The 14,563-nt window shown below is 44.0% G+C and carries 11 protein-coding genes; 5 read left to right on the top strand and 6 right to left on the bottom strand.

Going from position 1 to position 14,563, the window contains the following annotated elements:
- Window positions 1–131: 131 nt before the first annotated feature.
- The 3 genes from AB6F11_RS14895 to AB6F11_RS14905 form a co-directional block, all read right to left on the bottom strand.
- Window positions 132–674 carry a hypothetical protein gene (locus AB6F11_RS14895; RefSeq protein WP_017065409.1) on the bottom strand — a complete coding sequence of 181 codons (543 nt, stop codon included), beginning with the start codon at window positions 672–674 and terminating at the stop codon, window positions 132–134.
- 286 nt (window positions 675–960) lie between these two features.
- A complete protein-coding gene (locus AB6F11_RS14900; protein WP_017065410.1) occupies window positions 961–1,458 on the bottom strand; it encodes a response regulator in 498 nt (165 codons plus the stop codon).
- Window positions 1,451–3,394, bottom strand: a complete 1,944-nt coding sequence (locus tag AB6F11_RS14905; protein WP_102320461.1) for an ATP-binding protein — start codon at window positions 3,392–3,394, stop codon at window positions 1,451–1,453. Before AB6F11_RS14905 ends, AB6F11_RS14900 begins: the two co-directional genes overlap by 8 nt.
- Before the next feature lie 183 nt (window positions 3,395–3,577).
- Here AB6F11_RS14905 and AB6F11_RS14910 point away from each other — a divergent pair, with 183 nt between their 5' ends.
- The 4 genes from AB6F11_RS14910 to AB6F11_RS14925 all read left to right on the top strand — a co-directional run bounded on the left by AB6F11_RS14910 (window position 3,578) and on the right by AB6F11_RS14925 (window position 9,508).
- Window positions 3,578–4,840 (top strand): DUF945 family protein, encoded by a 1,263-nt coding sequence (locus tag AB6F11_RS14910; RefSeq protein ID WP_017068763.1) that lies wholly within the window; start codon window positions 3,578–3,580, stop codon window positions 4,838–4,840.
- Window positions 4,841–5,003: 163 nt separating this feature from the next.
- Window positions 5,004–6,098 carry a 3-phosphoserine/phosphohydroxythreonine transaminase gene (serC, locus tag AB6F11_RS14915; RefSeq protein ID WP_017065411.1) on the top strand — a complete coding sequence of 365 codons (1,095 nt, stop codon included), beginning with the start codon at window positions 5,004–5,006 and terminating at the stop codon, window positions 6,096–6,098.
- Window positions 6,099–6,449: 351 nt separating this feature from the next.
- The gene (locus AB6F11_RS14920; protein ID WP_372055821.1) at window positions 6,450–7,598 is read left to right on the top strand and encodes an extracellular solute-binding protein; all 1,149 of its coding nucleotides are present in this window, start codon (window positions 6,450–6,452) and stop codon (window positions 7,596–7,598) included.
- A 20-nt stretch (window positions 7,599–7,618) separates the two neighbouring features.
- Complete coding sequence (locus AB6F11_RS14925) at window positions 7,619–9,508, top strand: GGDEF domain-containing protein (RefSeq protein WP_102320459.1); 1,890 nt, start codon at window positions 7,619–7,621, stop codon at window positions 9,506–9,508.
- Between the two features lie 210 nt (window positions 9,509–9,718).
- On the opposite strand, the gene AB6F11_RS14930 is transcribed toward AB6F11_RS14925, so the two are convergent.
- Together AB6F11_RS14930 and AB6F11_RS14935 are read right to left on the bottom strand one after the other, a co-directional pair.
- Complete coding sequence (locus AB6F11_RS14930; protein ID WP_102320458.1) at window positions 9,719–10,435, bottom strand: 3'-5' exonuclease; 717 nt, start codon at window positions 10,433–10,435, stop codon at window positions 9,719–9,721.
- Between the two features lie 5 nt (window positions 10,436–10,440).
- Window positions 10,441–12,330: a DUF294 nucleotidyltransferase-like domain-containing protein gene (locus tag AB6F11_RS14935; protein WP_017060410.1), complete on the bottom strand. Its 1,890-nt coding sequence runs from the start codon at window positions 12,328–12,330 to the stop codon at window positions 10,441–10,443.
- Between the two features lie 150 nt (window positions 12,331–12,480).
- Here AB6F11_RS14935 and AB6F11_RS14940 point away from each other — a divergent pair, with 150 nt between their 5' ends.
- On the top strand, window positions 12,481–13,122 hold the full coding sequence (locus AB6F11_RS14940) for an outer membrane beta-barrel protein (RefSeq protein ID WP_102394297.1): 642 nt from the start codon (window positions 12,481–12,483) through the stop codon (window positions 13,120–13,122).
- 124 nt (window positions 13,123–13,246) lie between these two features.
- Here the strand turns inward: AB6F11_RS14940 and AB6F11_RS14945 are convergent, their stop codons facing one another.
- Window positions 13,247–14,437: an amino acid aminotransferase gene (locus tag AB6F11_RS14945; RefSeq protein WP_019822582.1), complete on the bottom strand. Its 1,191-nt coding sequence runs from the start codon at window positions 14,435–14,437 to the stop codon at window positions 13,247–13,249.
- Window positions 14,438–14,563: the final 126 nt, after the last annotated feature.

The following is a 14,563-nucleotide window of genomic DNA, read 5'->3' on the forward strand; positions in this document are numbered from 1 at the left end:
GCTTGTACGGTGGTGTGAGAGGACGGAGGCCGTGAGGCCTCCTCCTACTCGATTCTGTCTTAGCCGGATTTCTTAAAAGACTAAGTATCAAAAGGCTAAGTGCTCGTTAAGAGCTAGCTTGGCTTTAAGTATTAGTACTTGAAGCGAGCAGTGAACATAAGTTGGTCACCGTAGAAGTCGTTAATACGAGCTTCAGCACCTAAAGAGAAAAGCTCTGTAGAGTGGAAACGCGCGTAAACAGAACCTGTCCAATCATCGTTGTCATCGATAGAAACGTAACCACCTTTACCACCAACTTCTAGTTGTGGACCAAGCCATTGGCGAACACCAATGTTGATTTCCATACCGATATCAGTAGAGCTTGAGTTCTCAGGTTGAACGATACGAGCTAGCATTTCACCTGTTAGGTCTGCCCAGTTGTTTAATGGAGCGTGGAAACCAAGACCTACAGCTGAGTCGTAATCGCTTTCAAATTCTGAATCGATACGTGCTATAGCGTGAGCGTTCGGGTGAATGGACTTACTGAACGCACCACCAAATGTTACTGGGCTAGCACCGATACGTGCTTCAAAGTAATCATAGTTAAAGTTGCTCATTACCTGTGGTTGTTCATCAACAGCTAGTGCTTGACCAGAAGCCAATAGCATAGCGGTAGTAAGTAGAATTTTGCGCATAACGACCGTAAACCTATATTAGTGTTAATTCCTTTGGTTTGAGACAAATCGGCAAACCATAAACATTGAGACAGTTTAATCTAACTCACGGAAAAGTAATCCTTTAAAATGTAAAACCTTACTCATTTAGTTAAAAAACAAGCAAATTAAGGATCAGTATGTAACGGAGATCTCATGTTTAGGGCGAATGAGAAAAATAGACGAGCGAATTATCCAAAATTTGTATACATTCGGAAGGTTTTTATATCGGATGACGCTATTCTCAGTATCCATTAACCAATCAGTGCTATTCACCAAAACTGGTGCGTTTATCCGCCATTGAAGTCAGTATGCGCTCGGTATCTAAGATGGAAGTCCAGTTTAGCAATTGCTTGTCGTTGGCAATGACATAGTCAGTCAATTGTTGAGTAATCGTGTCTCTCAGTTGGTCGCCTTGCCAAGGTTTTGAAATATAGAAATCAAGTGCTGCGTTGTTAATGGCTGTGACGGTATCTTCTAGCCCAGCTTGCCCGGTGAGCAACAGCTTACGCGTTGGTTTAGTAGCGTCGTGTTGGTTGAGTTCGATCAGAAAATCAATGCCGGTTTCTTCTGGCATGATGTGGTCGCATAAGATTAACGCGAGCTTAATACCATCTTGTCCCATTTCTTTGATTACTTGCTTGGCTTCATCGACCGACTCTGCACCTTCAACCAGAAAGTTCTCTTCAAATATCGCCAAGTCCTGAAGGACACTATTGAGAACTTCAGGTTCATCATCGACACATAAAATTAGGTACTTATTCATGAGGTGCTCCTTCTTGTTTGAATGGAAGCCACACTTGCATGTTTGTATGGCTGCCTACCTCTGACTCCACCAAAATAAACCCTTGATGAGCCGAAACGATTTGTTGAGAAATGGATAACCCAATCCCTAAACCAAAGTTGCCTTCTTTTTTAGTCGTGAAATTTGGGTTGAAAATGGTGTTGATGTCTTCTTTGGCAATGCCGTGGCCAGTATCGGAGATTTGCACCACAAGAAACGCGTCGTCGCCTTTTGTCTGTTGAGAAGTGGTGATGGTCACTTTTCCTCGTTCAGATAGGGCATCGAGCGCATTGGAGATAAGGTTGGTCCACACTTGTTGCAGCGAGAGCGACTGGCACAATAAAGGCGGTAAGTCGGTATCGTAATGCTTTTCGAGTTGGTGGTGTTTAAGCCTGTTTTCGAAGATCACTAAGGTATCTTCAAGCCCTTCGTGGATATCTGTGTAGTGGCGAACTTCTTCATCTTCTCTAGCATAGCTTTTTAAGCTTTTGACCATATCGGCAATACGCTTGCTGCACACTTGAATTGAGCGGATAGAGTTTCCAACATAATGGTAATGCTCTAAGTCATTGAGCAGCTCTTTGCCTGCGACAGGGGACGCCTTTAATGTGTTTAGAACCGTAGAGTCTTGGCTTAGGTTTAGTCTCACGGCTTTTTTTGCTAAAGCACGGTCATTAATCGTCGACGTAAGATGCTTTACGAGCTGTCTTTCTTGGGCTGTTGATAGTGGCTTAGCTAACTTTGAATGTGCCAGTACGTCAGTCCCTTTATTGGACTCTGGAACGGATAGGTTTGCCAATATTTGGTCGAGATGGTCTGACAGAGTTTCGATGCTTCTTAATATGGCAGCAATCGGGTTATTCAGCTCATGTGCGACTCCCGCGACAAGCTGTCCGAGCATCGCCATTTTCTCTTTTTCGATCAGTTGTTGATGTGCAGACTCTAATGATTCTAGTGTTTGCTGCAGTTTGATCTTATTGGTGATGCTGCGTTGCAAACGTCGATTAAAATGACGGAGCAATAGATTGGTAAATAAAGGCAGCAGGGTATTGTTTGAATGCATCACCTGAGCAAAGCTATCTTTATCCAGCTTGATAACGCGTGTTTGCGTTAGGGTGATCGCGGTAGAAAACGAAGGCTCGCCTGTCACAAATGACATCCCGCCGACAATATTCCCTTTGGAGTGACGTACCACTTCCCTCTGTTGCCCGAGTTCATCTTTCTTATATAGAGCCGCTTCACCCTCAATGATCAGCCATAAAAAGCGATTGTCTTCGCCTTCCACAGTGAGCAGATGCTCAGGGGAGTAGTCACGAATGGCCTTAGTTTTATCATCTTTTGAGAAGACATCCTGCAGAGCACTGACGACACGTTCTGCAAGGGCATTATCAGAAAGCTGGTGGTAGTCGTGAATGAAACCCGATTGGAAAGAGTGAATCTTTTGTTCAATGTGCGCTCTGAGTAAGCGTTGTTGATCCAATGCATCACTGTAAGAGAGCAGGTTTTCTGAGTCGTATTGGATGACAAAAGAGGTCAGCTCTTTTTGCGCTGATTTGAATAGAACCTGATCTTGAACCGGTTTGGTTAGACAGTGGTTGAGCCTGCCTTCATTTACAGCGGTTAGAATGGATTGAATGTCTGACGAAGCGCTGACTAATATCGTTCTTGCGGTACTACTATGGGGCAGCTGCTCAAGTTCAATCAGAAATTGCACGCCATTAAATTCAGAATGATGATGAGTGATCACCAAGGCTACGGTTTGGTTGTGATCATGAATATCTTCTAATGCGTGATGTGCATCTTCTATGTTCTCGGCAGTATAAATATCGAATACAGAAGCCAACGGAGCCAGCTCCGAACGTATTCTTTCAATGCTAACCGGATTATTGTCCAAACAGATAACAGCGTATTGATTCACAGCTCAACCTTAATAGTAGCGACGTCTCTAGCCTAGCAAGAACCGCCGAATAAGGATGAGAGCTAGCCGTTAATTTATTGAGGCAATCGAAGTATCGAGCAATAGACTGATTTAACTCAATGTTTCTTGTTTGCTACTGATGGGGTAGACTAAAAAAAACAGACACGTGTAGAAAGAGAACTCATGGAACAGTTAAGAAAAATTGGTGCAATTGGCGGAGCAATCTCATTGGCACTATGTTGGCCTTTAGCGGTTGGCCAAATTGGACAAAATGCTATTACTGACGGTGTTGCAAAGCTTAACAATTCAAGCATTCAAGCTGAGATCGTGGAATACGATAGAGGTTACTTGTCTTCCAACGTAACCACTCGTTTAACTGTGACGGATGAAAACCTGAAAGAGCAACTTGCGATTGATGGGTTGCCGAGTGAGTTTGTCATAAATAGTGCGGTTAGCCATGGTTTGGTGAGTCTAAATGCACTGTCGACGTTTGAGAATACCGATATTCTGCCTTTAACTCTGACCACTAGTACTGAGCTAAACGGCAACACTGACTTTAACTTTGAGTTAAGCCAGTTCAATCACCAAGGTTCTGATGAGAATGGGACTTCGGTCTCGATCACTAAATCGAATCTTTCTGGCCATGCGACTGTTTTAGGCCAAGTTGATTACGAGCTTTCAATCCCTTCAGTTCAAATTGATTTTGAAACCGGTGAAGAGGTAACGCTGTCTAATCTGAAAGGTGTGGGTTCAGGCCAACAAGCGAAAGGCTACTGGTTAGGTACTCAGAATTTTACTATCGATAGCTTCTTGGTTTCAGATTCTGCAATGCAGCCTTTCATGACCATTGAAAATTCTAAGTACGATTTTGAATCACATCTAGATGAAGCAACTAAGCGTCTGCGCAGCAACCTCAAGCTGGATATCGCAAACATCGAGACCAGTGAAGGCCAGTTGAACAACCTAAACGTCGATTTTGAAATGTCGAAGTTGGATAGCGAGTCGTTTGAGAAAATCTTTGAGATTTACCAATCTAATCCTGTGATGACGCAAGAAGACGTTGCAGAGATCATTCCATTTATCGATATCCTGTTTGCTAAAGGTTTCGACCTTTCAATGAACAACATGTCGTTAGAGTTAGGTAAGGGACAGTTCGAATCTAAGTGGTTGGTGAGCGTGCCGGAAGGGACCGAAAACATCAGCAGCAACCCTTCGATGATCATGCCTGCATTAACGGGCAACGTTCACTCTAGCTTCTCAAATGAACTTGTTGAAGAGTATCCATTCATCCGTGAAGGTATCGATGAATTGCTTGTGATGGAAATGATCAAGGAAACAGACAGTGGTTATGAAATCAGCGCTGACTTAGAAAATGGAAACCTAGTGTTCGAAAATGGACAAGAAATTCCATTAATCGCTCTACTTATGCCGGTTTTGGTTCAATAAACAGAGCAGGCGTGAATACTGATAGGGTGATTTAGCAGGTTAAGCTTAAACATTTTATACGGTACAAAACAAAAGAGGTCTTAAGACCTCTTTTGTTGTTTTTATGTTGGGTAAAACATGGTATTACTTGCATAGTTATTATTTAGCAGGAGCAATCATCCCCATGGAACTTACATTAGATAACGTATTCAACTTCAGTGCTGGCCCAGCTGCACTGCCTAAACCGGTAATGAAACAAGCGCAAGCGGACTTTATTGATTGGAATGGTTTAGGGACTTCCGTGATGGAAATCAGCCATCGCAGCAAGGAATTTATTCAAGTTGCTGACGAGTCCGAACAGGACCTACGTGATCTTCTGAACATCCCAGACAACTACAAAGTTCTTTTCTGTCAGGGGGGCGCTCGTGCTCAATTCGCTGCTGTTCCTCTAAACCTTTTAGGTGATGCGACGAAAGCGACTTACATTGATGCGGGTTACTGGGCAGAAAGTGCAGTGACTGAAGCGAGCAAATATTGCGAAATCGATGTATTCAACGCGAAGACGTCAATTGATGGTAAAGCAGCGGTTGTTCCAGCTAAAGATTGGAAAATTGACCCGGAAGCTGCGTATGTACATTTCTGTCCGAATGAAACCATCGATGGTATTGAAATCAGCGAGCTTCCTCAAACGGATAAGCCAATCGTAGCGGATATGTCATCTAACATTCTGTCTCGTAAGATTGATGTGTCTCAGTACGGTGTTATCTACGCGGGCGCGCAAAAGAATATCGGCCCTGCGGGTATCTGCATTGCAATCGTACGTGATGATCTACTCGAACTCGCAAACGACGTGTTGCCGAGTATTCTGAACTACAAAGTACTTGCTGAAAAAGACTCAATGTTCAACACACCACCAACCTACGCTTGGTACCTATCAGGCCTTGTGTTCAAGTGGCTGAAAGCTCAAGGTGGCGTTGAAGCGATGGAGTTGGTGAACAAAGAGAAAGCAGCGCTGCTTTACGATGCAATCGATAGCTCAGCTTTCTACAAAAACGATGTTCACACTGCAAACCGTTCTAGAATGAACGTGCCGTTCCAACTGGCGAAACCTGAGTTAGATGGCAAGTTCCTAGAATTGGCTGATGCTGCAGGTCTGAAATCACTGAAAGGCCATAGAGCAGTAGGTGGAATGAGAGCTTCACTTTACAACGCAATGTCTCTGGAAGGCGTTCAAGCGCTGGTTAGCTTCATGAAAGATTTCGAAGAGAAATACGCTTAATCGATGATAGGGCTTTGACTGATAAATTGCTTATTTGATTTTTATTGTGTCGAATGCACCGAACGAGATAGATGCCGCTTTTGCGGCATTTTTTTTGTCGTTAATAATAAAGGGTATGGTATGTTGATTTATTGTAAGAACAGTCATCCAGAGATATGACGGATGTATCAGAATGAGCAGACCTTTCTCTTAAAGCGAGAGTATCAACTGTTATTTAGGCACTTTTTACTATATAACGTGTCGCCCAAAGCTAGGTCTCTAATCATGAGCAGTGAGCGATAAGCCGCATCGCCCGGTTTATTGATGGGCGATTAAAATCCAACGTCTAATTTTTACCACAAGGAACCAAGTGTGAGGTTATTGAGTCTATTTGCGATGCTATTTCCGGCCGTTGCTTGTTCGTCCACACTTGAAATATGGGCTGGTATTAATTATGAAACGGCCGATTATGTAAAAGAACATATCGAAGCGATGACTGATCATCGTGTAGAAATTCGTTCGTTTGACGTCAACAGTATTCGTTCTGAACTGCTTGTTGCTGATCCTAGAGACAATACCTTTCCCGACGCCATCTGGGTTCCTTCTGACTTCTTAGGTCTAACTGAATATATCGATTTAGCGACGCTTCCTGATGCTTGGGTCGATACCCAACGCTATGAGAAAAAAGCGCTCGATGCAGTGGTCATCAACGGTGAGCTTAAGGCGTTACCGGTTGGTATTGGAAACCAAGTCGTTCTGTATTCGAGCAAGCCTCAAGCGCAAGTCGTGACATGGGAGAGCCTAATTGAACGCTCTGCTCAGTCCGATCAAGTGAGCGTGCTTTTTCCCAATCCAAACATGTACTTCTATCTAGCTTTCTATCAGCTTTTTTCTGAAGACTTATTATCGTCGAAGAATGTTAATGGTGAAGGGTTAGTTGCTATCTTTGATTTCATCGACATGTTGCAGCAGAAAAAAGTCATCGAATCATCGTGCAGCGATATTTGCGCGAGGCAGAGGTTCATCAATGGGGAAGTCGAGTTTTTGATTGACGGTGATTGGGCGTTCAGCGAACTCGATGCCGCCTTTGGTCGAGATTTGTACATCAATTCGTTGCCGACCTATCGTGGTGAAAGTATGTCTTCATTTAGTGGCGCAAAGGTTTTTGCTGTCACGGAAAAAGGCATGCAAAACCCAGATAAGAAATTGGCTTTGAAAGAAGTCGTTCAATACCTGCAATCAAACAGTTTCACCTCTTTAGCTCACTCGAGTGCCATGGTTTCGCCGTTTTATGAGGTTAATCAACGCCGTGTTGAGGAAGGTAACCAGACACTTTCAAATATGTACGATGAGTTTCAAGCATCGCAAATGATGTCGAGTGACTACAAGATGGCGATCGTTTGGGAGGCATCGGCTCGGGCGTATCAGCGTTACAAGTCAGGGATGCCAAAGAGTGAACTGCATAAATTTTACAATGATTTTGTTCAATATTACTCGGCGAATATGAGGGTAAGAGATTGAAGCTATCATTAAAATACACCATGGGCTTGGTGTTGCTGGCTTGCTCAATGCTTCCTGTTTACCTAGCGGGACAGTTGATTCTCAATAAACAAAACCAAAGTTCTTTAGAGCAAAAAGAAACCAAGCTGGACAACTCTACGACCGGTATTCGTCAAACCGTACAAGAGCAAATTAAGCTGACGGCGAGCCTAACTCAATGGTATTCGCATGACCGATCATTGATTAAAGCGGGTGGTAATATCTTTTTCTCGAGTGTTATTTGGGACAAGATGGATAGCTTCAATGCGCTAGCGGAGAGTGTGTCCGCGACTTATATTCTGGACCAAAACTGGAAGCCCATTTATGACAGCAAAGGCAGCTTGTACCATTTTGAGCAGAGCCAGTTATTAGAAAGCTTGAAGCGTCCTCAATCGGTTTATGGGCAAGGGAAATTGTTCCACACCGAGTTTACCGAAACTGAAGTGGCGGATAATGCCGCTACAGGTATCGTTTTTGTCGCGCCGATTTTACCTTATCGTTTGATAGAAGGTTCTACATACACGCCGCAGGGTTATCTTGTGGTTCTTATGGGGTATGACAGACTTAAGACTAAAGTGACGCCTTTCCTTTATCAAAATGAGTCGGTTGAGTTTAACTATATTGATTCAACGGATGCTCAATCTTCTGAACAAAGTGCGAACATTATCTCTATCGACAGCACATTCTTTACCGACAAATTGGTACTGAACGTCAAACATCATATTTCCGACAGTGAGCGTTTATTAGAGATGCAACAAGCTCAGGTGGTCTTTGTCAGAATATTGGTGGCGACGCTTGCCATCTCGATTGTGTTTGCTCTGTTCCTAAGCCGCTGGTTCTCAGGGCAGTTAAACTTGTTGGCTGAATCTGTTACGTCGTATTCGCATAACCAGTCACCGACTCATAGTGTGGATGAACATCGTTTTACAGAGTTCGTCACGCTGAGTCGTTTATTGGAAACCTTGTGGGGTCGCATACAATACCAAGTCCGTGAGCTTACCGAAAGTAACGATAAACTCGAAAGATTTAATGTTCAGCTAGAGGACTTAGTCGAAGAGAAAACCAGCAAGTTAACTAATTCGCTCGCGCGTGAAGAATCCCAGAAGCATCGTATTTTGAAGATCGTTCAGTTTGCATCATCAAGACACGCGGCTGAATATCGGTTGATTCCTCAAATGGTCGATCAAGAGTTAAAGACATTACTTGTTCAACATTCGATTCAGTTTCATTTTAACCGGACTGGCGAGGCTGACCTGATACTCTGTGACTCACAGGGGACGGCGATCGGGTATTTTTGTTCAAGTTCATTTGATGTCCTCAGTGAAGAAGATCTTCTGATTTTTGACATGTACCAAAAACAGTTAGCTGGTTGGCTAGAGCTCGAAAATATTACACGGATTAACATGCCGACTGGCTGTTTGAATCGTAAAGCTTTTAATGAAGATCTCGAATTCAGTAAACGCAGCATTAACGACAATCAAAATCAGATTTCTTTGATCATTATTGATATCAATGGCTTGAAAACGACCAATGATGTTCATGGGCATGAGATCGGGGATGAGCTGATACAGCGCTGCGTAGACGTAATCAGTCACGAATTGACACCTGCCAGTAATCTATACCGTTTGGGTGGAGATGAATTTGCGGTGCTTACCTTAACGTCTGGTGAGTCGAGTTCGCTCAATGTCGCAAAGATGACTGAGCAGTTGTACATTGCTCAGGAGCAACAGGCAATCGAGACTAAAGCGGGTATCTCTATTCCTGTCAGATTCTCGATTGGTGCAGCCTCTAGTGATTCAACAGACGTTGAGCAATTGTTCTCAGTCGCTGATGAGAATATGTATCAGCAAAAGCGTCTTTATTACCAAACGTTGTCTGTGGTTGGGAAGTAATAATGCCAATCGCGCTGACAAATAGCGATCACGATTTTCGACGCCCATTAGAGCGGAACTGCTGGGGTGTGACGTTATAATATGTTTAAACGCTTATGGGAAATGCGCTTAGTCGGGCCAACCGTTGCTTAAACACAGACGATAAAAATGAAAAAGCCGACCAATGGAAGTTGATGGGCTTTGTGTTTGTATTTAGCTTACGTAACTCAGCTAGATCCAGAAACTCTTCAGAGGCATCTCAGAGTCAAAGTGATGAGCAATTTGCGCTTGGAGTAGCTCAGCGGTCGCAATAGCGTCAGTTAATGCATGATGCGGCGTGTAGTCGGGCAGATGGTATCGACGACGACTCTGACCCAGTCTCACTGAAGCTGGCTTCTTACCTTTCAGCTTGTTCCACAAGCCGCCAGCCAGTTTATTTTGGATCTGAGATTCAATCTCCAGCGTGTCGAGGACTGGGAACTCAATGCCTTCACCGAGTCGCACTTTCAATGCATTGTCCAAAAAGTCACGTTCGATACGACGATAGTGAACCACAGGGATATGTCCCGCCATTGATTCTAAGATCTCGCCCAACACTTCGCTAAGGTCTGGCGCATCAATGATGTCATTGTGAGTGATGCCATGAATCACGACAGACTCTTCTTCAAGTTTCTGTTTTGGTCTTAGAGTCCAGTGTTTGGCTTGTCGCAAGTAGATGCGATTGAGCGTAAATGGCACTAAACCAATGGTAATGATGCCGTCTTTGTTTGGGTTTAACCCCGTTGTCTCAAAGTCGACAGCCAAAAACATCACTTCTGAAAGTGGCGTATCAGGCGCAGGAAGAGGCTGGCTATAAAAGTGCTTTAAGCGCTCGTCTCTCGCTCGTTCAAGCTTCTGAGCAAACTTAAATGGCCAATCGACCGCAGGTGATCTGAATAGTTTGTTCATAGGCCCTACTTAAACTTGTTGCTGGCTTGATAACGGAACTTAAGGAAGTTTTGCGCATTACTTAATATTTGGAATGCATCCTTTAGGTTACGTCGTTCGAAGTCAGACAGGTTCTCTGGCTCGATGTTGTTATCAGGCTCGATGTTGTTGTCGACATCGTGTGCTTGGTGGCGAATACGAACCAGAGAGATAAACTCCATCGCATCTTTCAGATCTTGAGCTCGGCCTTTTGGCAGAATACCGGCGTCAATAATGTCATCTAAGCGTTCGAACGAGTTCTTAGAGCGAGACGCTACCGCGAGCGAGTGAACACGAATCAAATCGGCGAGTGGCGCAGTACCACGACGCTTAAGGTTGATAGAGTTGTTGTGACGGCCATCTTTCTCCATCACGAAATCTTTGAAGAAGCCGAGCGGAGGTGTACGGTTGAGTGCGTTACGTGCAAGACACGCCAAGAAGCGATTGTTCTTACGTGCGCGTCGAACAATAAAGCTGTTCAATTGCTCGGCCCATTTCAGACGACCATAAACGCCATCTAAGTCGAAGAAGATTGAAGCATTTAACAGTGCTTTCGGGTTTGGATCATCAATCCAATCGGCAAAGCACTCTTCCCATTGTCGACGAGTCATACGCCACGTTGGGTTAGTCGCCATGATATCGCCAGTACAATACACATAGCCACACTGATCTAAGCCATCACAAATAAAGGTCGACAGCTCCTCAAAGTATTTACCGTGCTTTTTCTCGTCGTAGGTATCATCAAGAATGATTGCGTTATCTTGGTCGGTAACCAGCAGCTGCTCATCACGCCCCATAGAGCCCAGTGCGAGGAAACAGTAAGGAATAGGCGACTTGCCCAATTTCTCTTCGCCCAGTTCGATAATTCGCTGCTTAAAGCTACGACCAATTACCGACATTGCAGTACCCACCATGTGGGCGTTGGCATCTTCGTTAACTAAGCGCACAAAGCTGTCTTTTACTTGCTCGGAAAGCACCTTCAGATCTTCGATACTTTGTTGCTGGAAGATACTACTTACCAATAACAGCGAGTTTTGAGACTCATAACGAACAATATCGGTCGCTTCGATAATACCAATCGGCTTCTTATCTTTAAGCACTGGTAAATGATGCACGTTATAGCGAAGCATGGTCATCATAGCTTCGTATACGTAAGCATTGTGATCGAGAGAGATAACCTCAGGTGTCATTACGCTAGAGACTTCATCCGATGGGTCAAGCCCTTCAGCTAAAACGCGAGTACATAAATCTCGGTCGGTGATGATGCCAATCACGGGTGTTGAGTCATCTTCATCATCTTCAACGATTTCTGGGTCGATGATCAACAAAGAGGAAACATTATCCTGTGCCATCATGGTCGCAGCTTGCTGAATCGTGCGCGTTTTTTCGATCATTGGTGCTTCGCTGGTCAGCAGCGTTTTAACCTTGGATGTCGTTAAGTCGTTAGCGTCGTTGCTGTCTGAGTTGGCTTGGCGCAGTCGCGCGTTATCTTCTACTTCTACGAAATCGGCAAAGGAGTCGTAGTTGTCGTAGAGCTCTTGGAAGATAGGCTCAGGAATACAGTAAAGCAGGGTATCTTCGGTGGCTTTAACTGGGAAACGCACCTTGTTGTTGGTCAGTAGGCCCATTTGACCGAACAAGTGGCCTTCATCCAGGCGGTTATAGAGTTCGCCTTTACGGCGGTAGACTTCGACTTCGCCACTTCGAACGATGTATAAGTCATGAATTTGATCACCAAAGTGAATGATAGGGGTATCTTGGCGGTAATAAGAAATTTCCACGCTACTGGTCACTTTCGCCAACATCTCCTCAGGGAGTTCTGTGAAAGGGGGGTATTGTGCCAGAAAGTTTTGAATCTCTAATAACTCAGCATCCATAATGATCATCCATTGGTTTGTATGATTTCATGGTACAACATTTGATAATATTTTGCCGTCACAAATCAATCTGTGAGCTAAAACCTTTTTAAAGTCTTATGGATAGACTAACCTTTCAATTAATGGAGTGACAGTTTAAGGATGATAGGAATGTCGAAGTGGAAGCTTAGTTTTGTATCTGCGGTTTCTATGTTTTCTCCAAGTTTGTGGGCGGACACTAACGCGGTGGATATTTTAGATTACGACCATATTTATGCCACGGCGCATTCGGGCAGTTTAAATGAAGATGCAGGCAGTAATAATAACGCCTCGTCGTATGGATTAGGCGTCAGTTACGCGATGACGGATGATTGGTCGTTGCTGGGAGACTACAGCGCACGCTTTATTCACCCTGATGACACCACAACTCGAATTGATACGCTGATGCCAGGTGTTGGTTACCGTTACAGCATTAAGAAAGATTTAGATATAGTGGCTTACTACCTGCTTGGTATCACAAAAGGTAAGGTTGAAGATAATGACACCAACCGAACTGAATCTTCAGACACTGAGTTCATCCAAGGGGTAAAAGCTGAGCTTAACTATGGCTTTGCGAAACGTTGGATAGCTAACGGGAGTGTGCAAGTGAATCGAAGTGACCTGTTTGATGAAGAGGTCTATCACTTAGGTTTACGTTATCTAGTGACCAATAAGTTTGCGATTGGTGGGTCATATCAACATCGAGATGGTGAAGGTAAAATTCGTAGCGAGCGTACTCACGAGCTAGGAGTGGAATTTTTCCTAGAGTATTAGCCAGTAACGAAAAGGCTAAGTGCACTAATAGCTCTTATATACAAAGAGACAGACACAAAAAAGCCAGCTTAATTGCTGGCTTTTACACATCTATTGGTCTGCAAATACAGGTTTCGCTTTTCGATTAAAGAACCGCAGCGATACCTTTACATAGAGGACCCATGTTTGACTTAGTCATACCAGCAACACTGATACGGCCAGAACCAACAATGTAGATTGCGAATTCGTCTTTTAGGCGAGTTACTTGCTCTTTGCTTAGACCTGAGAACGAGAACATGCCGTTTTGACGTTCGATGAATGTGAAGTCTGCATCAACACCTTCTGATTTCAGTGTCGTTACGAATAGTTCACGCATCTCTTGGATACGGTCACGCATTTCTGCCACTTCTGCTTCCCATTCAGCACGTAGATCAGCATCACCAAGGATGTGAGTAACGACAGCACTGCCGTGGGCTGGTGGGTTAGAGTAGATAGAGCGGATAATGCTCTTAACTTGAGAGAATGCTGTCGTTGCTACGTCTGCTGATTCAGCAACCAGAGTGAATGCACCAACACGCTCGTTGTACAAGCCGAAGTTCTTAGAGAACGAGCTAGCAACAAGGATCTCTTTGTTGTATTGAGCAAAAATACGTAGGCCAGCAGCATCTTCTTCAACGCCTTTTGCAAAACCTTGGTAAGCAAAATCGAATAGAGGAAGCAGTTTCTTCTCAGCAACCAGTTTAGCAAGAACTTCCCACTCTTCAGTTGTTGGGTCGATACCTGTTGGGTTGTGACAGCAGCCGTGAAGAAGAACGATATCGCCTTCAGAAGCTTTCTCTAGGTCAGCAACCATGCCAGCGAAGTCTTTGTCTTTAGTTTCAGCGTTGTAGTAGCTGTATTGAGCAGTTTCGATACCCGCAGCAGCGAAAACGCCGTTGTGGTTAGCCCAAGTTGGGTTACTGATCCAGATTTTTACGTCGCCCAGTTGGCGCTTGATGAATTCACCCGCTACGCGAAGTGCACCTGTACCACCTGGAGCTTGTGCTGTTTTAGCGCGCTGAGATGCAACGATCTCTGCGTCTGAACCGAAAAGAAGTTTCTGTACCGCTAGACCGTATTCAGCCGTACCTTCAATCGTTAGGTAAGATTTGGTTTTTTCGTTTTCAAGAAGTGCAGCTTCTGCTTTCTTTACTGTTTTAAGTACAGGCGTTTGACCATCTTCATTTTTGTAGATGCCAACACCAAGGTTGATTTTCTCTGCACGAGAGTCTTTTTTAAACTCTTCAGTAAGGCCGAGGATAGGATCGGCGGGAGCAGCTAACACTTTTTCAAACATAATCTTCATCCATGTCAATTGAGAGGGGATAGTATCTATGGGTAGTTATACCTGTATGGAATTTTTAAGACAATACGAAGTGAACAGAAAGGCTAAAAAAAATCCATTTCAATCAGATTTATTGAC

This window comes from Vibrio sp. 10N.247.311.14 (assembly GCF_041467715.1).
Lineage (GTDB): Bacteria > Pseudomonadota > Gammaproteobacteria > Enterobacterales > Vibrionaceae > Vibrio > Vibrio crassostreae_C.

Coding starts and splice junctions, on each gene's coding strand:
- AB6F11_RS14895 (WP_017065409.1), bottom strand. CDS start 674: ATGCGCAAAATTCTACTTACTACCGCTATGCTATTGGCTTCTGGTCAA.
- AB6F11_RS14900 (WP_017065410.1), bottom strand. CDS start 1,458: ATGAATAAGTACCTAATTTTATGTGTCGATGATGAACCTGAAGTTCTC.
- AB6F11_RS14910 (WP_017068763.1), top strand. CDS start 3,578: ATGGAACAGTTAAGAAAAATTGGTGCAATTGGCGGAGCAATCTCATTG.
- serC (WP_017065411.1), top strand. CDS start 5,004: ATGGAACTTACATTAGATAACGTATTCAACTTCAGTGCTGGCCCAGCT.
- AB6F11_RS14925 (WP_102320459.1), top strand. CDS start 7,619: ATGGGCTTGGTGTTGCTGGCTTGCTCAATGCTTCCTGTTTACCTAGCG.
- AB6F11_RS14930 (WP_102320458.1), bottom strand. CDS start 10,435: ATGAACAAACTATTCAGATCACCTGCGGTCGATTGGCCATTTAAGTTT.
- AB6F11_RS14935 (WP_017060410.1), bottom strand. CDS start 12,330: ATGGATGCTGAGTTATTAGAGATTCAAAACTTTCTGGCACAATACCCC.
- AB6F11_RS14940 (WP_102394297.1), top strand. CDS start 12,481: ATGTCGAAGTGGAAGCTTAGTTTTGTATCTGCGGTTTCTATGTTTTCT.
- AB6F11_RS14945 (WP_019822582.1), bottom strand. CDS start 14,437: ATGTTTGAAAAAGTGTTAGCTGCTCCCGCCGATCCTATCCTCGGCCTT.